The 19144-nt window shown below is 74.0% G+C and carries 15 protein-coding genes; 13 read left to right on the top strand and 2 right to left on the bottom strand.

Features of this window, described 5'->3' with window-relative positions:
- The first annotated feature begins 128 nt into the window (after positions 1–128).
- From WG212_RS00180 to WG212_RS00170, 3 genes are read left to right on the top strand one after another with little or no spacing between them, the layout of a single operon-like run.
- Positions 129–1124, top strand: coding sequence for an agmatine deiminase family protein (locus tag WG212_RS00180; protein ID WP_337185043.1), 996 nt, complete (start codon positions 129–131; stop codon positions 1122–1124).
- Entirely contained in the window at positions 1124–2002 is an 879-nt protein-coding gene (aguB, locus tag WG212_RS00175) for an N-carbamoylputrescine amidase (RefSeq protein ID WP_337185042.1), read from the top strand. The genes WG212_RS00180 and aguB overlap by 1 nt, the downstream gene beginning before the upstream one ends.
- Positions 1999–2526 (top strand): GNAT family N-acetyltransferase, encoded by a 528-nt coding sequence (locus tag WG212_RS00170; protein WP_337185041.1) that lies wholly within the window; start codon positions 1999–2001, stop codon positions 2524–2526. The genes aguB and WG212_RS00170 overlap by 4 nt, the downstream gene beginning before the upstream one ends.
- Positions 2527–2565: 39 nt before the next feature.
- Here WG212_RS00170 and WG212_RS00165 read toward each other — a convergent pair whose 3' ends face one another.
- Positions 2566–3363 (bottom strand): phosphatase PAP2 family protein, encoded by a 798-nt coding sequence (locus WG212_RS00165; RefSeq protein WP_337185040.1) that lies wholly within the window; start codon positions 3361–3363, stop codon positions 2566–2568.
- Between the two features lie 175 nt (positions 3364–3538).
- On the opposite strand from WG212_RS00165, the gene WG212_RS00160 reads away from it, so the two are divergent.
- On the top strand, positions 3539–4339 hold the full coding sequence (locus WG212_RS00160; RefSeq protein ID WP_337185039.1) for a SapC family protein: 801 nt from the start codon (positions 3539–3541) through the stop codon (positions 4337–4339).
- Between the two features lie 138 nt (positions 4340–4477).
- On the opposite strand, the gene WG212_RS00155 is transcribed toward WG212_RS00160, so the two are convergent.
- On the bottom strand, positions 4478–4870 hold the full coding sequence (locus WG212_RS00155) for an acyl dehydratase (protein WP_337185038.1): 393 nt from the start codon (positions 4868–4870) through the stop codon (positions 4478–4480).
- Between the two features lie 158 nt (positions 4871–5028).
- On the opposite strand from WG212_RS00155, the gene WG212_RS00150 reads away from it, so the two are divergent.
- The 9 genes from WG212_RS00150 to addA are packed head-to-tail and all read left to right on the top strand — an operon-like array spanning position 5029 to position 19125.
- Positions 5029–7164, top strand: a complete 2136-nt coding sequence (locus WG212_RS00150) for a protein-disulfide reductase DsbD domain-containing protein (protein ID WP_337185037.1) — start codon at positions 5029–5031, stop codon at positions 7162–7164.
- A 32-nt stretch (positions 7165–7196) separates the two neighbouring features.
- Positions 7197–7820: a thioredoxin family protein gene (locus tag WG212_RS00145; protein ID WP_337185036.1), complete on the top strand. Its 624-nt coding sequence runs from the start codon at positions 7197–7199 to the stop codon at positions 7818–7820.
- 10 nt (positions 7821–7830) lie between these two features.
- A complete protein-coding gene (gene pgi / locus WG212_RS00140; RefSeq protein WP_337185035.1) occupies positions 7831–9444 on the top strand; it encodes a glucose-6-phosphate isomerase in 1614 nt (537 codons plus the stop codon).
- Between the two features lie 24 nt (positions 9445–9468).
- On the top strand, positions 9469–10341 hold the full coding sequence (locus WG212_RS00135) for a 1-acyl-sn-glycerol-3-phosphate acyltransferase (protein WP_337185034.1): 873 nt from the start codon (positions 9469–9471) through the stop codon (positions 10339–10341).
- Positions 10338–10808: a tRNA (adenosine(37)-N6)-threonylcarbamoyltransferase complex ATPase subunit type 1 TsaE gene (tsaE, locus tag WG212_RS00130; protein WP_337185033.1), complete on the top strand. Its 471-nt coding sequence runs from the start codon at positions 10338–10340 to the stop codon at positions 10806–10808. Before WG212_RS00135 ends, tsaE begins: the two co-directional genes overlap by 4 nt.
- A complete protein-coding gene (gene amgK / locus WG212_RS00125; protein ID WP_337185032.1) occupies positions 10798–11889 on the top strand; it encodes an N-acetylmuramate/N-acetylglucosamine kinase AmgK in 1092 nt (363 codons plus the stop codon). The genes tsaE and amgK overlap by 11 nt, the downstream gene beginning before the upstream one ends.
- A complete protein-coding gene (locus WG212_RS00120; RefSeq protein ID WP_337185031.1) occupies positions 11886–12614 on the top strand; it encodes a nucleotidyltransferase family protein in 729 nt (242 codons plus the stop codon). Before amgK ends, WG212_RS00120 begins: the two co-directional genes overlap by 4 nt.
- On the top strand, positions 12611–15655 hold the full coding sequence (gene addB, locus WG212_RS00115; RefSeq protein WP_337185030.1) for a double-strand break repair protein AddB: 3045 nt from the start codon (positions 12611–12613) through the stop codon (positions 15653–15655). Before WG212_RS00120 ends, addB begins: the two co-directional genes overlap by 4 nt.
- Positions 15652–19125 carry a double-strand break repair helicase AddA gene (addA, locus tag WG212_RS00110; RefSeq protein ID WP_337185029.1) on the top strand — a complete coding sequence of 1158 codons (3474 nt, stop codon included), beginning with the start codon at positions 15652–15654 and terminating at the stop codon, positions 19123–19125. The genes addB and addA overlap by 4 nt, the downstream gene beginning before the upstream one ends.
- Positions 19126–19144: the final 19 nt, after the last annotated feature.

Genomic DNA, 19144 nt, shown 5'->3' with positions numbered 1-19144 from the left:
CGCGGCGACGCGGCCGCCCTTTCTCTTTTGGGCCGCGCTTGACGACACCCCGGTCGGGGGCCACATGCGCGGCCCCTGACGCCCGGCATTCTGCCGACGCCCGGACTCTCTTGGAGGTTCACCTTTCGATGAGCTTCGTCGTACCGCCGGAATGGGGGCCGCACCGGGCCATGTGGCTGGGCTTCCCCAGCCATGCCGATCTCTGGCAGGACGACCTGCCCGTGGCCCAGGCCGAGGTGGCGGCCCTGGCGCGCGCCCTGGCCGGTCCCGGCGGCGAGCACGTGCGGGTGATGACGGGTCATCCCGGTGGCGAGGCGGCCGCCCGCGAACTCCTGGGCGGCGTTCCTGGCGTCGAGCTGGTCCAGGGCCGGTTCGGCGACATCTGGCTGCGCGACACCGGCCCCATCTTCGCCGACGGCAAGGCGCTGGCCTTCCGTTTCAACGGCTGGGGCGGGAAGTACGCCCTGGAGCACGACGACACGGTGGCCCACCAGATCGCCGAGATCACCGGCGCGCCGCTGGTGACGCACGACTTCGTGCTGGAGGGCGGGGCCGTGGACCACGACGGCGCCGGGACGATCCTGACCACCGACCAGTGCCTGCTGAATCCCAACCGCAACCCCGGCTGGACGGCCGCTGACGCCGAGGACGCCCTGCGCCACAGCGTGGGCGCGCGCAAGGTGCTGTGGCTGGGCGAGGGCCTGCGCAACGACCACACCGACGGCCACGTGGACAACCTGGCCCGGTTCGTCGCGCCCGCCACGGTCGCGGTCCCCGTCGCCTGGGGCAAGGCCGACCCGAATGGCGAGGCCTATGACGACGCCGCGCGCCGCCTGGCCGGTATGACCGACGCCGAGGGTCGCCCCATCAAGGTCGTCCGCATTCCCTCGCCCGGCTGGATCGAAGGGCCGGACATGGACGGGCCGATCCCCGCCAGCCACATGAACTTCGTCATCGCCAACCGAGCCGTGATCGTGCCCCTGTATGAGGAGGAGCCGGGCGCGTTCGCCGTGGGCGCGCTGAAGGAAATCTTCCCCGGCCGCGAGGTCGTCGGCCTGCCGTCGACGGCGATCCTCACCGGCGGCGGTTCGTTCCATTGCATCACCCAGCAGGAGCCCGCCTGATGGCCCGCATGATCCAGGTCGCCGCGCTCCAGGCGTCGTACGGCGACGACATGGCGGCCAACATCCGCAAGACCGAGGCCCTGATCCGCGAGGCCGCGGCGAAGGGCGCGCAGGTGATCCTGCCGTCCGAGCTGTTCCAGGGACCCTACTTCTGCGTGGCGCAGGAGGAGCGGTGGTTCGCCACGGCCTATCCGTGGCGCGAGCACCCGTGTGTCGCGGCGCTCGCGCCCCTGGCGGGCGAGCTTGGCGTGGTGATCCCGATCTCGATCTTCGAGCGCGAGGGGCCGCACTACTTCAACAGCCTGGTCATGGCCGACGCCGACGGCTCGCTGATGGGCGTCTACCGCAAGAGCCACATCCCCGATGGCCCCGGCTATATGGAGAAGTACTACTTCCGGCCGGGCGACACGGGCTTCCGCGTCTGGGACACCCGCTTCGGCCGCCTGGGCGTCGGCGTCTGCTGGGACCAGTGGTACCCGGAATGCGCGCGGGCGATGGCGCTGATGGGGGCCGAGGTGCTGTTCTACCCCACCGCCATCGGCTCCGAGCCGCACGATGCGACGCTGGATACGGCCGCCCCCTGGCGCCGGGCGATGCAGGGCCACGCGGTCTCGAACGTGATCCCGGTCGTGGGCGCGAACCGAACGGGGTTCGAGCCCTGGGACGGCTATCCGAACGGCGGCCAGCAGTTCTACGGCTCCAGCTTCATCGCCGACCACCGCGGCGACCTGGCCGCCGCCGCCGGGCGCGAGGACGAGGGCGTGCTGACCGCGACGTTCGACCTGGACTTCCTGGCCACCCATCGCGCGGCCTGGGGCTTCTTCCGCGACCGGCGGACCGACCTGTACGGCGGACTGGTGGGGCCGCGACCGGCGTGATCGAAACGGCCCGCCTGCTCCTGCGGCCCTGGCGCGACGCGGACCGCCCCGCCTTCGCGGCGATCAACGGCGACCCGCGCGTGGGCGACTGGCTGGGCGGGGCGATCGACCGGGCGGCCAGCGACGCCCTGATGGACCGGCTCCAGGCCCAGATCGCCGCCGACGGCTTCGGCTTCTGGGCCGCCGAGCGGCGCGAGGACGGCCGGCTCGTGGGGATGATCGGCCTGCGCCGCCAGGCCGCCGCGCCGCCCGCGCCCTGCCTCGAACTGGGTTGGCGTCTCTCGCCCGAGGCTCAGGGCGGCGGTCTGGCCACCGAGGGCGCGAAGGCGGCGCTGGCCTGGGGCTTCGCGCATCACGACGTCGCCGAGATCCTGGCCTGGACGGCGCAGACCAATGTCCGTTCCCAGGCTGTCATGCGCCGGATCGGGATGGCGCCCGACCCCTCCCGCGACTTCGACCACCCGACCCTGGCCGGGGATCACCCCCTGCGCCGGCACGTGGTGTTCGCCGCCCGGCGGCCCTGAGCCGACGTGCCTGCCCTCCGGGGTGCGGCGTGGCGCGGGTCAGGCGCCCTTGCAGGCCTTTGGCGCGGACCGCGCCGCCGCCACCTCGCGCTTCAGCTTCGCCAGGTCGGCCATGAACGCGCGGTCGGCGTGCAGCCGCGCCACCATGCCGGCGGCCAGGGTGCGGCCGGCCTCGACGTCGGAGGGGAAGTGGACGCCGCAGACCACCCGGCTCTCGCCGCTCTCCCGGCCGAGTTCGAGCAGCGCGTCGGCGCGGGCCGGCGCCGCCTCGGTCAGGATCAGGGCCCAGGCCCAGGCGGTCATGGAATGGCCGGAGGGGTACGAGGCGTTGGTCCGCATCCAGTCCTCGCGCGGCACGCAGATCGGCTGGTCGTTGCCGATGAGGGGACGGACCCGGGCGTAGGCGTCCTTGGCCGGCGTGCCGACCGTACGGACGTCCAGCTCCACGCGGTGCAGCAGGCGCAGGGCGGCCGGCGTCTCGCGTTCGTTGAGGTCGACGCCGAGCGCACAGGAGAAGCGGCGGATCGCGGCCCCGCCCCACAGGTCGTTGTCCTCGATCGCGGCCTTCCAGCGGTCCGAGCCCGCCAGCGCCCGGGTCTCGTCGAAGACGGCGCGGTCCGCCCGGCCGTGCGGCGAGTCCACGGCGGGGGGCGGTCCCAGGATCGTCTTCCCATCCAGCGGGTTGGCGGCGAAATAGCCGGTCAGGGTGGTCGGCTGCGGCGCGGCGGGCTGGCCGGTGGCGTGTCCTGGCGCGTGACTGGCGGCGGGGGGCGCAGGGTCGGTCGCGCAAGCCGACAGAGTCATGGCGAGGGCGGCGAGGAGGAAGGGGCGATGCACGACGGTCTCGTCTCGGTTGAAATGCGATTCAACGGGCCGCCGGCTGCGGGCGCAAGCCTTTCGCGACTCCTCTCGGGCGAATTTGCCGGGCAGGGCGGGATCGGCTAGAAGCGGCGACCTTGCACGCGAGGCCCGGAGGCCGGAATCGCGGCGCCACGACTTCGAAGGCTCACGAATGACCACCGCCCAGATGCCCGGCCAGCTGTCCGGCAACGTCCTGTTCTACAGCAAGCCCGAGCCGCTCGCGAAGGAGCTGCACTCGAACCTGGGCGTGAAGCGCATGGACGGCCCCTTCGGCTTCGCCCGCGCCGGCCACGCCATTCCCCTGACCGTGGGCGAGTTTCCGCTGGCCGCCGTGACCGGCCCGATTATCTTCGTGGGCGACGACAAGGTTCCGATCGCCGTCATGGGCCTGAACGCCGGCGAGAACATGTTCGTCCGCGACGACGGCACCTTCGAGAACGGCGTCTATATCCCGGCCTACGTCCGCCGCTATCCGTTCGTGTTCGCCAACGACGACGCCAACAAGCAGATGGTGCTGTGCATCGACCGCGACGCCGAGTTCATCACCGACAAGGGCTATGACATGGCGTTCTTCGACGCCGCCGGCGAGCCCACCGAGTACACGAAGGGCTGCATCGAGTTCTGCAACAACTTCGAGGTCGAGCGTCAGCGGACCCTGGCCTTCGTCCAGCTCCTGAAGGACCTCGACCTTTTCGAGTCGAAGGAAGCCAACTTCACCCCCACCAATCCGGATGGCACGGCGGGCCAGCCCCAGAAGATCGCCGAGTACTTCGGCGTCTCGGAGGAAAAGCTGAACAAGCTCCCGGCCGACAAGCTGGTCGAGCTGCGCGACAATGGCGCGCTCAGCCAGATCTACGCCCATATCCACTCGCTGGTGGGCTGGGACCGCCTGGTCGCCCTCGCCATGGCCCGCCAGGCGGCGCAGCAGCCGCAGGCGGCGAACCTGCAATAGCTAGGAATTCCTCCCCCTTCGGGGGAGGTGTCCCGGCGCGCCGCGCCGGGACGGAGGGGGCTTCCGCTCCGCAGATGAAGCCCCTCCGTCATCCGGGATGCATCCCGGATGACAGCTCCCCCGAAGGGGGAGCAATGATCATCGCTGGAAAACGCTTCGGGTCAGGCACGAGAAGACGAGGCGTCCGGCCTCGTCGAGCAGGTCGTGCTGGGCGATGACGATGCCCTTGTCGTCGCCCACCGGGTCCTTGGCCATCACCGTCATGCGGCCGCGCAGCAGTTCGCCCGCGGGCGGGTTGCGCATCCAGCGCAGGGCGTCCACGCCCAGCCGCTTGGTCTGCTGGAAGTTGCCGGCCGCCAGGGCGTCGAGCCGGGTCCAGATCGCGAAGATCATCGAATCCGGCGCGCCGCGGTCGGTGGTCCAGCCGGGTGCGAACGCCGCCGCGAACGCCTCCAGCGCGGCGGGATCGACCGCCATGGCCCCCAGTGAGGCGACCTGGCCGATCTGAATGTCGTCGAACGAGGCGGGCACGGCGAATCTCCCCTGAACCCTTCCGATGATGGACCGCCGCTCGACAGAGTCGAGCCCGCGCGGAGCTCGCGGTCGCACCTGTGTCGAGCGTGCTTTGCAGGCGCGCCATAGCCGCGCCATATAGCGGCCGTAGGCCTGTGCCGGCTGACGAGGTGACGATGCGGTTCCTGCCGGGCGTTCTGGGCGCCCTCGTGATGTGCGGAGCGACCCTGCCCGGGGCGGCGGCGGCGCAGCCCGTGAACACAGGCCATCTGACGGCCGAACTCGTCAGCGCCGTCCGGGGCGTGGCGCCGGGGCAGACGATCCACGTCGCCCTGCGTCAGGACATCCAGAAGGACTGGCACACCTACTGGCGGAACGCCGGCGACTCCGGCGAGGCGACCCAGATCGCGTGGACTCTGCCGGCCGGCTGGTCCGCCTCGGGCTTCACCTGGCCCACGCCGCACCGCATCCCCTTTGGCCCCCTGGTCAACTACGGCTACGAGGGCGAGGTCCTGCTGCCCATGACGGTGACGGCGCCCGCCGGCGCCGCGCCGGGCGGGACGGTGACGCTGAGCGCCAAGGCCACGTTCCTGGTCTGCGCCGACATCTGCGTTCCCGAGGAGGCGACGCTCGCCCTCGCCCTGCCGGTGACGCCGCAGCCCGCGCCGGCCGACCCGAAGTGGGGGCCGCGCATCGAGAAGGCTCTCGCCGAGGCGCCGAAGCCTGCGGGCCTGACCGCCGCGTTCGAGACGTCCGGGAACCTGCTGAAACTCGCGGTGACCGGCGCGCCGCTGAAAGGCCGCGATCTGGCCGGCGCCTACTTCTTCCCCTTCTCGGGGACCTTGATCGACCACGCCAAGCCCCAGGCCATCGAACGGGGGCCGGAAGGCCTCACCCTGTCGATCTCGCCGGGCTACGACTTCCAGTCGCCCACGCCGCCGAAGGAGGTCGCGGGCGTTTTGGCGCTGGATGGCGCGGCGTACGAGGTGACCGCGGTGGCGGGTCCCGCGCCTGCGGGCGCCGCCGGCCTGGGGCCGCCGCCGGCCCGCGCGGGGCCCGGGGGCGGCGGGGCGAGCCTGGGCCTGATCTCGGCGGCCGTGTTCGCCTTCGCGGGCGGCCTGATCCTGAACCTGATGCCCTGCGTCTTCCCGGTGCTGGCCATGAAGGCCGCCTCCCTGGCCGGGCACGGCGGCGCCCACGGCGACGCGCGGCGCCAGGGCCTGGCCTTCGGCGCCGGCGTCGTGGCCTCGTTCCTCGCGCTGGCGGGCGGCCTGATCGCGCTCCGGGCCGCCGGTCTCGAGGCCGGCTGGGGCTTCCAGCTCCAGGACCCCACCGTCGTCGCCATCCTCGCGCTGATCATGCTGGCGGTGGCGCTGAACCTGTCGGGCGTCTTCGAGATCGGCGCCTCGCTCCAGGGCGTGGGTTCGGGCCTGGCCGCGCGCGGCGGCCTGTCCGGCGCCTTCTTCACCGGCGTGCTGGCCGTGGTGGTCGCCGCGCCCTGCACGGCGCCCTTCATGGGGCCGGCGATGGGCTGGGCGATGGTCCAGCCGCCCGCCGCGGCGCTGACGGTCTTCCTGGCGCTGGCGCTGGGCTTCGCCCTGCCCTTCGTGGCGCTGGCCTTCATCCCCGGCCTGGTCGAGCGCCTGCCGCGCCCCGGCCCCTGGATGGACGTGTTCCGCAAGGCGCTGGCGTTCCCGATGTACGCCGCCGTCGTCTGGCTGGTCTGGGTGCTGACGGTCCAGGTCGGCCCCGACGCGGTGCCGCGCATCCTGGGCGCGGGCGTGGTGCTGGCGCTGGCCGGGTGGCTGTACGGCGCGGCCCAGCGGCGGGCGATCGTGGGCGGGCGCGCCGCGGGGCTGTCGGGCGCCGCGGCGGCCCTGGCCGTGGCCGCCGTCGCCGGCGGCGCGGTCTGGCCCACCTACGCCGTCGCCACCGACACCGCGTCGGCCTCGGCCGAGCTGGACGACGAGGCCTACAGCCCCGAGCGGCTGGCCGCCCTGCGCGCCGAGGGCCGCCCGGTGCTGGTCAACTACACCGCCGCCTGGTGCGTGAGCTGCCAGGTGAACGACCGTGTCGCGCTCTCCACCCGGGGCGTGGCCGAGGCGCTGGACCGCAACAACGCCGTCTACCTGAAGGCCGACTGGACGCGGCGCGACCCGGGGATCGCCGCCGAACTGGCCAGCTTCGGGCGCGCGGGCGTGCCCTTGTACCTCGTCTATGGCGCGGGAGGCGGAGACCCGGCTATCCTGCCCGCCATCCTGACCGAAGGCCTCGTGGTGAAAGCCCTCGACGCCGCCGGCAGGCCGAGCTGACGCGTAACGACCCCAGATCAGGAGCCGACACGATGATCCTCGACCGCAGAACCGCCCTCGCCCTCGTTCTGGCCTGTGGGGTCGTCGCGACCCCCGCCGCCGCCGCGCCGGTGCTGGGCCAGCCGGCCCCCGCCTTCCAGGCGGTGGACGCCGACGGCAAGACCCGCTCGCTCTCCGAGTTCCGCGGCAAGACCGTCGTCCTCGAATGGACGAACGAAGGCTGCCCCTATGTGAAGAAGCACTACGACTCCGGCAACATGCAGAAGCTGCAGGGTCAGGCCGCGCGGGACGGCGTGGTGTGGCTGACCATCATCTCCTCTGCGCCGGGGACCCAGGGCTACCTGACGGGCGCCCAGGCCAAGGCCTGGAAGGCGCGAGAGAAGGCGGCGCCCGCCGGCGTGCTGCTCGACCCCAAGGGAACCGTGGGCCGCGCCTACGACGCCAAGACCACCCCGCACATGTACATCGTCGATAAGGCCGGCACGCTGGTCTACATGGGCGGCATCGACGACAAGCCCTCGGCCGCCGCGTCCAGCCTGGAAGGCGCGAAGAACTACGTCACCGCCGCCCTGGCCGACGTGAAGGCCGGTCGCGCCGTGGCCCAGCCCGCCACGCGGCCCTATGGCTGCAGCGTGAAGTACGCCTCGGCCGACTAGGAGTCCCGTCTTGACCGTCGACGCCGCCTGGGCGGCCCTTTTCGAGGCCGCCGGGGCCGCGCGCGGCCGGCGCATTTCCGACCTGTTCCGCGCCGAGCCCGAGCGGCTGGGCGGTCTGTCGCTGTCGGCCGCCGGGCTGGAGATCGACCTCTCCAAGCACCCCTGGTCGCTGTCCGACCTGGAGACGATGATCGACCTTGCGCGCGCCAGCGGGGTCGAGACCGCCCGCGGCATGCTGTTCGCCGGTGGCGTCGTGAACGCGTCCGAGGGCCGGCCGGCCCTGCACATGGCGCTGCGGGCCGCCGACGGCGCCGACTTCCGGGCGGCCGGCCAGCCGATCTCGGGCGAGGTCGAGGCGACCCGGGCGGCCATGCGGGCCTTCAGCGATCAGGTCCGCGGCGGCCTGCGGCGCGGCGCGGCGGGCCGGCCCTTCCGCGCCATCGTCCAAATCGGCATCGGCGGTTCCGACCTGGGGCCACGCCTGGTGTGGGAGGCGCTGCGCCCTCTGTCGCCCCCGATCGACCTGCGGTTCGCGGCCAACGTCGACCCCGCCGAGCTCGCCCTGGCGCTCACGGGCCTCGACCCGGCCGAGACCCTGGTGGTGATCGTTTCCAAGACCTTCACGACGCTGGAGACCCTGACCAACGCCGAGACCGCGCGCGCCTGGCTGCGCGGGGCGCTGGGCCCCGAGGCGGACAGCCACCTCGTCGCCGTCTCGGCCGCGCCCGACAGGGCCCAGGCCTTCGGCGTTCCCGCCGACCAGGTGTTCGGCTTCTGGGACTGGGTGGGGGGCCGCTATTCGATCTGGTCGGCGGTGGGCCTGTCGTGCGCGGTGGCGCTGGGGTTCGACGTGTTCGAGCGGATGCTGGCGGGCGCGCGGGCGATGGACGCCCATTTCCAGAAGGCGCCGCTGGCGCTGAACGCCCCGGTGCTGCTGGCGCTGGCGCACATCTTCAACCGCAACGGCCTGGGCCGGCCGATCCGCGCGGTGGTTCCCTACGCCCAGCGGCTGCGCCTGTTCGCCGCCTTCCTCCAGCAGCTCGAGATGGAATCGAACGGCAAGCGGGTGACCGCCGACGGCCGGCCGGCGCCGCACCCCACCGCCGCCAGCGTGTTCGGCGACGCCGGCACCAACGGCCAGCACGCCTTCTTCCAGCTCCTGCACCAGGGGACCGACGTCGTCCCGCTGGACATCATCGCCGTGGCCCACGGCAGCGAGGGCGACCCGGCCGCCCAGCGCAAGCTGCTGGCCAACGCCGTGGCCCAGGCCGAGGCCCTGCTGGCCGGGCGCCCGGAAGAGGCGGTGCGCGCCGAGCTGGAGGCGGCCGGCCGGCCGGCCGAGGAGATCGACGCCCTGGCCCCCCAGCGCGCCTTCCCCGGCGACCGGCCCTCGAGCTTCATCCTGCTGGACCGGCTGGACCCCGAACGCCTGGGCGCCCTGGTGGCCCTCTACGAGCACAAGACGTTCGTCGAGGGCGTGATCTGGGGGATCAACAGCTTCGACCAATGGGGCGTGGAGCTGGGCAAGAGCCTGGCCGCCCGTGTTCTGGCCGAACTGGAGGGGGGTGACGCCGCGGCCCACGACCCCTCGACCGCCGCCCTGATCGCCCGGTTGAAGTCCTAGGCCTCGGCGGGACATCATCGCCCCATGACGCTGGCCCAGCCCGCGGCCGCGGCGCGCAAGCCGCGCGGCCGCGACCACATCGTGGACGTCCTGATCGCCGAGCGGGCGCCGCGCCTCTCGGGCGGCGCGGCATGGCCCCTGTTTCGGCCGATGCTCTATGCGATGCTGGGGTACGACCGCGCGCGGCGGATGGCCGACGCCATCGCGCCTCTGCCGGGGCGCGCCGCGCTCGACCACGTCTCGGATCTCCTGGCGCTTCAGGTCACGGCCAGCGGCCTCGATCGCGTCCCCCGCGCGGGACGTCTCCTGGCGATCTGCAACCATCCGACGGGGATCGCCGACGGCGTGGCGGTGTTCGACGCCCTGAAGGCGATCCGGCCCGATATCTGCTTCTACGCCAACGCCGACGCCCACCGCGTCTCGCCGGCCTTCGGCGAGGTGCTGATCCCCGTGGAGTGGGTCGAGGCCAAGCGCACGCGCGAGAAGACGCGGGCGACCCTGGGCCTGACGCGCGAGGCGCTGGAGGCCGAGCGGTGCCTCGCCATCTTCCCCGCCGGCCGGCTGGCGCGCCGCCAGGCCGACGGGACGCTGGCCGATCCCGAGTGGATGTCGTCGGCCGTCTCGATCGCGCGGAAGTACGAGGCGCCGGTCCTGCCGATCCATGTGACCGGACCGTGGTCGACGCTGTTCCACCTGTTCAACGGCGTCTCCACGGAGCTGCGCGACATCACCCTCTTCCACGAGCTGCTGAACAAGCGGGGGCGGGCGTTCGGCCTCGCCGTCGGACCCCTGATCGCGCCGGGCGCGCTGGACGGCGACCCGGCGGAGGCCACCGCCCGCCTCAAGGCCTATGTGGAGCGCGACCTCGCCGCCGATCCCGACGCGGCCTTCGCATGAGCCGGGCGTCCCGCATCGACCTCCCTGTGACCTTGGCCGACGAGGCGGCGACCACGCGGCTGGGCGCGGCGGTGGCGGCGCGGCTGGCGCCGGGCGAGGCCGTGTGCCTGTCGGGCCCGCTGGGCGCCGGAAAGTCCACCCTGGCCCGAGCCCTGGTCCGCGCGCTGACCACGCCCGGCGAGGAGGTGCCCAGCCCCACCTTCACCCTGGTGCAGTTCTACGAGGGGCCGCGCCTCGCCGTCGCCCACTTCGACCTCTATCGTTTGTCCGATCCCGATGAGGCCTATGAGATCGGCCTGGACGAGGCGCTGGAGACCGGCGCGGCGGTGATCGAGTGGCCCGAGCGGCTGGAGGGCCGCCTGCCGCCAGACCGACTCGATATAGAGATCGCGCTCGCGCCGGGCGGCGGCCGCACGGCGCGGCTGGCTCCCCACGGCGCCTGGAAAGGACGGACGATTGAGTTCTGAGCGTGAGGCGGAAAAGGCCGCATTCCTGGCGTCGGCCGGCTTCGGCGACGCGCGACGGGCGCCGTTCGACGGCGACGCCTCGACGCGCGTGTTCGAACGGCTGCGCCTGGCCGACGGCTCCACCCGCTTCTTCATGGACCAGCCGCCGGCCCTGGAGAGCGTCGTCTGCCCGCCGGGCGCCGGCGACGCCGAGCGGATGGCGCTGGGCTACAACGCCGCCGCGCGGCTGGCGGGGGGTTCGGTTGCGGCCTTCGTCACGGCCGCCGCGTGGCTCAGGGCGCGCGGCCTCTCGGCGCCGCGCATCGACGCCTTCGACGCCGAGCTGGGCCTGGTGGTGCTGGAGGACCTGGGCGACGGCCTCTTCGCCTCGCTGATCGGCGCGGGCCAGGACGAGCGTCCGCTCTACGAGGCGGCCGTAGACGCCCAGGTGGTGATGCAGTCCGAGCCGCCGCCCGCCGTGCTGTCGCACGCGGGGCTCTCCTGGCCGCTGCTGACCTACGACACCCTGGCGCTCAAGGTGGCCACCGACACCTTCCTCGAATTCTGGCCGCCGTTCGCGGGCCTGCCGCCGTTCGGCGATGCGGCCGTCGCCGAGTGGGACGTGCTCTGGGCGCCCGTCTGGGTCCGCGGCGAGGCCGGCGCCGGCGTCTTCACCCACCGCGACTTCCACGCCCGCAACCTCCTGTGGTTGCCCGCGCGGACGGGCGCGGCCCGCGTGGGCATGGTGGATTTCCAGGACGCCCTTCGCGCCCATCCGGCCTGGGACCTGCTGCACCTGTTGCAGGACGCCCGCCGCGACGTGGCGCCCGAACTGGAGGCGGCGATGCTGGACCGCTTCCTGGCCGCCCGCCCGGAACTGGACCGCGCGGCGTTCCTCGCCGACTATCGTGCGCTGGCCGCGTCCAACGCCGCGCGCATCCTGGGCCGGGTGTTCGCCCGCCAGGCGCTGCTGGGCCGGGCCCAGTACGAGGCCTACATGCCGCGCACCTGGCGCTACCTGGAACGCAATCTCCAGGATCCCGCGCTCCTCGGCCTCAGGGCCTGGTTCGATCGCCACGTCCCGCCGGAGGCCCGCCGGTGAGCGCGCCCCGGACCGCGATGGTCATGGCCGCGGGCCTCGGCACCCGCATGCGGCCGCTGACGCTCACCCTGCCCAAGGCGCTGGCGCCGGTGGCCGGCAAGCCGCTGATCGCCCACGTCATCGACCCGCTGATCGAAGCCGGTGTCGAGCGGGTGGTGGTCAACGTCCATGCCCACGCCGACCAGGTCGAGGCCTATCTCCGCAGCCGCCGCGACGCCGAGTTCCTGGTGTCGGACGAGCGTGAGGCGCTGCTGGAGACCGGCGGCGGCGTGAAGCACGCCCGGGCGCTGCTGGGCGAGGATCCCATCTTCCGGTGCAACAGCGACTACGTCTGGCGGAAGTCCGGCCCGCCCGCTCTCGACGCTCTGGTCGAGGCGTGGGACCCGGCCCGGATGGACGCCCTGGTGACCGTGATCCCGAAGGACCGCACCGTCGGCTTCGAAGACAGCCCCGGAGACTTCTACCAGGACGAAGCGGGCCGCCTGACCCATCGTGGCGAGCGACCGGAGGCGCCCTTGCACGCGATCGGCGTGGAGATCCTCGACCCCCGGCCGGTCTACGCCGACCCGCGCGCGGTCTTCAGCCTGCGCGACATCTGGTTCCGCGCCTCGGACCAGGGCCGCCTGTTCGGCCTGCAGCAGGAGGGGCTCTGGATGCAGGTGGGCGATCCCGGCGCCTTGGCGGCCGTCGAGGCCAGGTTGCGCGAGGAGGCGGGCGCGCCGTGACGGGCCTCTTCGATCGGCCGGGTCCGCGCTGGTTCACGATCCCCGCGCACCGGCCGTTCGCCGACGACCTGGCCCTGGGCCTGCACCGGGCGCTCTCGCCCCAGGGCCCCGAGGCGCTGGCCGACGCGGTGGTGCTGACGCCCACCCGCCGCGGGGCCCGCGCCCTGGCCGACGCCTTCGTCCGCGCCGTGGACGGCCGCGCCGTCCTCCCGCCGCAGATGCGCCCGCTGGGCGACCTGGAAGCGGGCGAGCCACCCTTCGAGCCCGGCGATCTGGCCCTGGACCTGCCCGCCGCCATCGACCCCCTGCGCCGCCGCTTCGAGCTGGCCCGGCTGGTGAAGGCCAACGAGACGGCCCTGAAGCGCGATCTCGACGCCGCCGCCGCCCTGGAGCTGGCCGACGCCCTGGGCGGCTTCCTGGACAGCCTCCAGATCGAGGAGATCGACCCCGCTGGTCGTCTCGACGATCTCGTCGCCGCAGACCATGCCGAGCATTGGGCGATCTCGCGCGACTTCCTTCAGACGGCGCTCGAGGCCTGGCCGCGCCGCCTCGCGGAACTGGGCGTCGCGGACGTCAGCGCCCGGCGCGTGCTGCTGCTGCGCCGCCTCGCCGAGCAGTGGGACGCGCGGCCGCCGCGCAACGTCCTGGTGGCCGCCGGTTCCACCGGGACCGCCCCGGCCACGGCCGCCCTGCTGGCGGTGGTGGCGCGCGCGCCGCAGGGCGCCGTGGTGCTGCCGGGCCTGGACCTCGACCTGGCCGACCCCGCCTGGCGCGTCGCCGGCGAGCAGCATCCGCAGGGCGCCATGCGGCGGCTGCTTCAGCGGTCGGCCGTCCAGCGGTCGGAGGTGGCGGTCTGGCCCGCCTCGGGCGCCCCCGATTTCCGCGGCCGCTGGCGGCGGCGGATCGTCAACGAGGCCCTGCGCCCGCCCGAGAAGACCGACGACTGGCTGGAGCAGATCGCCGCCCTGCGCGCCGAGGGGGCGGACGACGGCGTCGATCCGTTCGTGGCGGGCCTCTCGGGCCTGTCGCTGGTCGACGCCCGCCACGAGGAGGAGGCCGCGACGGTGGCCGCGCTGGCCCTGCGCGAGGCGCTGGAGACCCCCGGCCGCACCGCCGCCCTGGTGACGCCCGACCCCGTCCTGGCCCGTCGCGTCATGGCCCGACTCGCGCGCTGGGACGTGGTCCCCGACTCCTCGGCCGGCGCGCCGCTCGCCGTCAGCCCGGCCGCGGTGCTGGCCCGCCTCCTCACCCGGCTGGCCGCCGACCCGCTGGACCCGATTGCGATGCTGGCCGCCCTCAAGCACCCGTACGCGGCCCTGGGGCTGGCGCCCGACGACCTGGACCGCCAGCGGCGCGCGTTCGAGCTCCGGGGCCTGCGCGGCCCGCGCCGCGCCGACTGGCCCGCGCTGGAGGCCAAGATCGCCGGGGCCGGGCGCGCGCCCGACGACGAGCGCGCCCACGCGCTGGCGCTGTGCGCGCGGCTCCGAGGCCTGCTGGCGCCGTTGTCCGCGACCTTCGCCGCCGGCCCCGCAGCCGTGGGCGAGGCGGCCCTGGGGCTGGCCCGCGCGCTGGAGGCCTTCGCCGTGGACGAGTCCGCGGACGCGGGCCGGCTGTGGTCGGGTCCTGGCGGCGAGGCGCTGAGCCGCCTGCTGGCCGGGCTGATCGACGCCGCCGACGGCCTGCCACCGGTGTCCGCCCGCGGGTTCGGCGACCTCCTCTTCAGGCTGGTGTCGGGCGAGACGGTGCGCGGGGGCGGCGCCAGCCATTCCCGCCTTCGCATCCTGGGCGCCATCGAGGCGCGGACGACGCGGGCCGACCTGCTGGTGGTCGCCGGGCTGGAGGAGGGGGTCTGGCCCCAGGGCGCGCCGGTCGATCCCTTCTTGTCGCGGCCCATGCGCGCGGCCCTGGGCCTGCCGCCGCCCGAGCGTCGCATCGGCCTGGCCGCCCACGACTTCGCCCAGGCGGCCTGCGCGCCCGAGGTGGTCCTGGTGCATTCCGAGCGTCGCGAGGGTGCGCCCAGCGTCAAGTCGCGCTGGCTGTGGCGGCTGGAGACCCTGGTCGGCGGGGCCAAGGACAGCCGCGGCGAGCCGCTGAGCCTGCCGGGCCGGCCCGAGCTGCTGGACTGGGCCCGCGCCCTGGATGCGGCCGAGGACTACCGGCCCGCGTCGCGGCCCGCGCCGCTGCCGCCGCTGGCGGACCGCCCGCGCGAGCTGGCGGTCACCCGCATCGAGGCCTTGACCCGCGACCCCTACGCCGTCTGGGCGCGCGACATCCTGCGGCTCTATCCGCTGGACGCGCCAGACCAGGCGGTGGACGCGCGCGCGCGCGGCACGGCCATCCACACCGCCTTCGAGACCCTGGCCCGCGACTGGCCCCGCGACCTGCCGTCCGACGCCGCGGCCGTGTTCCGGCGGCTCTATGTGGAGGCGTTGCGCGAACAGGGGATGCCCGAGGAGGCGCTGGCCCGCGAGACGGCCCTGGCCCGCGAAGCCGGCGCCTGGGTGGCCGCCCTGGAGGCCGAGCGCCGCGCCGACGGCCGGGCGATCCATGTGGAGCTGAAGGGCGAGCTCGCCTTCCCCGCGCCCGGCGGCGACTTCAAGCTCACCGCGCGGGCCGACCGCATCGAGATCGACCCCGAGGGCTTCGGCCACATCCTGGACTTCAAGACCGGCAAGGCGCCGTCGCAGAAGGAGGTGGACACGGGCTTCTCGCCGCAGCTCACCCTCACCGCCGCCATCCTGATGGCCGGCGGGTTCGAGGGCCTGGGCCGCCCGCGCCCCGGCGACCTGACCTACCTCGAGGTCACCGGCCGCAAGCCGGCGGGCAAGGTCGAGGTGCGCGCCCTGGCCGGCGAGGAGAGCGAGGAGGCCGCCCGACTGGCGCTGGAGGGCGCGCGCAAGCTGGTCGCCCAGTACGACAACCCGGCGCGGCCCTATATGTCGCGGACCGCGCCCCAGTTCCTGAAGGCGCGGATCAGCGACTACGACCACCTGGCGCGCGTCTTCGAATGGTCCACGAGCGGCGACGAGGGCGAGGCATGACGCCCCCTCTGATCGCGGGCGATCCCCAGCGCGTCGCCGCCGATCCCGCCCGCTCGGCCTTCGTCAGCGCCAACGCCGGCTCGGGCAAGACCAAGACCCTGATCGACCGGGTCGCGCGCCTGCTGCTGGTGGGCGCCGAGCCCGAGAAGATCCTCTGCGTCACCTACACCAAGGCCGCCGCCGCCGAGATGCAGCGCCGCCTGTTCGAGCGCCTGGGCGGCTGGTGCGTGGCCGATGCTAACGAACTGCGCCGGGCGCTCGCCGACCTCGAAGGCCAGCCGCCGGAGGCCTACGGCGACGAGGGCCTGGCGCGTGCGCGGCGGTTGTTCGCCAGCGCCCTGGAGACTCCCGGCGGCCTGAAGATCCAGACCATCCACGCCTTCTGCGAGAAGCTCTTGCGGCGCTTCCCGCTGGAGGCGGGCGTCTCGCCGGGCTTCACGGTGATGGACGACGCGGCCGCCGCCGTCATCGCCCGCGAGGCGCGCAAGGGCGTGGCGCGCCATGCGCTGAAGGCCGAGGGACGGATCGCCGAGGCCTACGCCCGCATGTCGGTGGCGCTGGACTTCCTGGCCTTCGAGGGCATGTTCCGAGCCTTCGAGGACCGCCGCGAGCCGCTGGCCCGCTACTTCGAGCGCGTGGGCGGGCTGGAAGGCGCCGAGGCGGCGACGTGGGACGCGTGCGGCTTCGAGGGGCCGGCCGACCCCGAGGCCATCGCCCGCGACGCCGCCGCGGCCATCGACCGGCCGCTGTGGGCCGAGGCGGCGCGCCTGCTGGAGGCCTCCGGCAAGTCGCTCAAGGAGGCCCAGGCCCTCCGCCGCGTGGCCGGCGATCCGGCCTCTAACCTCGACATGGCGCTCGCGGCTCTCTTCACCGAGGGCGGCCGGGGGACGCCCGCCGCCTGGGTCGCCCGCGCCGCGGCGCTGAAGGCCGCACCCCAGGTCCAGATGGCGCTGCTCTCCGAACAGGACCGGCTGGCCCAGGCTCGTGAGCGGGTGAAGTCGGCCCGCGTGGCCGCCGACACCCTGGACGCCCTGGTCCTGGCCCGGGCCTACCTCGCCGCCTACGCTCTGGAGAAGGACGCCCGCGGCGCCCTCGACTTCGCCGACCTGATCGAGAAGACCGCCGAGCTGGTCCGCCATGCGCCGCTGGCCGCCTGGGTGCTCTACAAGCTGGACGGTGGCATCGACCACATCCTGCTGGACGAGGCCCAGGACACCGCGCCCGGCCAGTGGGCGGTGCTGGACGCCCTGGTGGACGAGTTCTTCGCCGGCGAGGGGCGCGAGCGGCCCCGGCCGCGCAACCTGTTCGTGGTCGGCGACGAGAAGCAGTCGATCTATTCGTTCCAGGGCGCCGACCCCACGCTGCTGAAGGCCAAGTACGAGCGGCACCGGGCGCGGGCCGAGATGGCGGGCCAGCCGTTCGAGCGGGTCGAGCTGATCGCGTCGTGGCGCTCCACCGAGGCGGTGCTGGGCTATGTGGACGCCGTCTTCGCCAGCCCCGAGACGCGCGACGGCGTGCCGCCGCCGCCCGGCGCCGAGCGCGTGCGGCACGAGGCCGTGCGTCGGGGCCATCCTGGCTGCGTCGACATCTGGCCCCTGTTCGAGCCGCCCGAGGCGCCGCCGCGCGAGGCCTGGACCGCGCCGCTGGACCTGGAGCCCGAGGAGAGCGCCAACCGCCGGCTGGCGCGCGAGATCGCCCTGGAGATCCAGGCGACCGTGAAGCGCGGCGACGCCGTCTGGGACCGTGGGCTGAAGGACCAGCACGGCCGGCCCGGCGACTGGCGCCCCGCGCGCTACGGCGACGTCCTGATCCTGGTCCGCAAGCGCTCGGCCCTGTTCCAGGAGATCCTGCGGGCGCTGAAGCGGGCGGGCGTGCCCGTGGCCGGCGCCGACCGGCTGAACCTTTCGGAGCACATCGTCTTCGACGACCTGCTGGCGCTGGCGCGGGTCTGCCTGTTCCCCGACGACGACCTGACCCTGGCCGCCCTGCTGCGCAGCCCCTTCTGCCGGGTGTCGGACGAGAGCCTCTATCGTCTGGCGCATGGCCGGCGGGGATCGCTGTGGGCCGCGCTGCAGGCGCGGGCAGCGGAGGCGCCCGAGGGGTCGGGGTGGGCCGAGGCGTTGGCGACCGTGCAGGCGGCGATGGCGCTGTCGCGCGAGGCGCCGCCTTTCGAGGTCTTCGCCCGGATGCTGGGCCGGAACGGCGCACGCGCCGAGATCGTGCGCCGGCTGGGCGGCGAGGCCGACGACGCCCTGGACGAGTTCCTGAACCAGGCGCTGGCCGCCGAGGGCCGCGGCGTCCTGGATCTCGAGAGCCTGGTGGCCGACTTCGCGGGCCTGGACATCCATGTGAAGCGCGAGATGGAGGCCGTGCGCAACGAGGTCCGCGTGATGACCGCCCACGGCGCCAAGGGCCTGGAGGCCCCGATCGTCTTCCTGCCCGAGACCACCGCCCAGGGCGGCGGGCGCGACTCGCCGCTGATGGAGACGGACGGCGGCGTCTTCCTCTGGTGCGGGTCGAAGGCGGGGGACGGGCCCGCCAGCGCCGCCGCCCGCGAACGCCGCGCCAAGGCCGAGGCCGACGAATCCTGGCGGCTGCTCTACGTGGCCCTGACCCGCGCTCGCGACCGGCTGGTGCTGTGCGGCAAGCTGCCCGGCAACCGCAGGGAGGAGAACCTGAAGGGGTGGTGGGGCCTCCTGAAGCCCGCCTTCGAGGCCGCCGAGATCGCGGGCCAGGTGCGGGAGATTCCCCGCATGGGCCGCCGTTTCGGCCATGACCCGGAGGTGCTGGGCGAAGGCCAGGTGACGCGCCTGCCGCCCAGCCCCCTGCCGGCCTGGAGCAGACTGGCCGCGGACGGCGAAGCCTTCGCGCGCTACGCCTCGCCTTCGGACCTGGGCGAAGGCGCCGCCGCGCCCGCGGCGTCGCCGCTGGCCCGCGCCCAGGGCCTGGGCCGCTTCCGCCGCGGCGACCTGATCCACCGCCTGCTCCAGCTCCTGCCCGACCTGCCGCCTGACCGACAGCCGGAGGCCGCCGCCGCCCTGCTGGCGCGCGAGTCCGACCTCACCGACGACCAGCGGCGCGAGATGGCCGCCGCCGCCCTGGGCGTGTTGCGCGACGACCGCTTCGCCGAGGTGTTCGGCCCAGGCTCGCGGGCCGAGGCGCCGGTCGCCGGCGGCGCGGCGGCGCTTCCGCCCGGCCTGGCCATCTCGGGCCGGATTGACCGGCTGGTGGTGCTGGCGGAGCGCGTGCTGGCGGTGGATTTCAAGACCAACCGGCCCTCGCCGCCGAGCATAGAGGCGGCCGATCCCGCCTACCTGCGACAGATGGCGATGTACGCCGCGGTGCTGGCCGAGGTGTTCCCCGGCCGGCGCGTCGAGGCCGCGATCGTCTGGACCGATGGGCCGAAGCTGATGCCGGTTCCAGAAAACCTGATCGCCGCCACCCTTGCCGACCTCCGCCGTGACGGTTGATGTGCGCGCTGGCGCCGCC

Source organism: Phenylobacterium sp. (assembly GCF_037189685.1).
Lineage (GTDB): Bacteria > Pseudomonadota > Alphaproteobacteria > Caulobacterales > Caulobacteraceae > Phenylobacterium.
Note: the sequence above shows the minus strand (reverse complement) of the source record. Positions and strands in the feature narration are given on the sequence as shown.

Excerpts from the sequence above, each read along its gene's own strand:
- WG212_RS00135 (WP_337185034.1), top strand. The coding sequence starts at position 9,469 with ATGACGCTGGCCCAGCCCGCGGCCGCGGCGCGCAAGCCGCGCGGCCGC.
- aguB (WP_337185042.1), top strand. The coding sequence starts at position 1,124 with ATGGCCCGCATGATCCAGGTCGCCGCGCTCCAGGCGTCGTACGGCGAC.
- addA (WP_337185029.1), top strand. The coding sequence starts at position 15,652 with ATGACGCCCCCTCTGATCGCGGGCGATCCCCAGCGCGTCGCCGCCGAT.
- tsaE (WP_337185033.1), top strand. The coding sequence starts at position 10,338 with ATGAGCCGGGCGTCCCGCATCGACCTCCCTGTGACCTTGGCCGACGAG.
- WG212_RS00145 (WP_337185036.1), top strand. The coding sequence starts at position 7,197 with ATGATCCTCGACCGCAGAACCGCCCTCGCCCTCGTTCTGGCCTGTGGG.
- WG212_RS00180 (WP_337185043.1), top strand. The coding sequence starts at position 129 with ATGAGCTTCGTCGTACCGCCGGAATGGGGGCCGCACCGGGCCATGTGG.
- WG212_RS00160 (WP_337185039.1), top strand. The coding sequence starts at position 3,539 with ATGACCACCGCCCAGATGCCCGGCCAGCTGTCCGGCAACGTCCTGTTC.
- WG212_RS00150 (WP_337185037.1), top strand. The coding sequence starts at position 5,029 with ATGCGGTTCCTGCCGGGCGTTCTGGGCGCCCTCGTGATGTGCGGAGCG.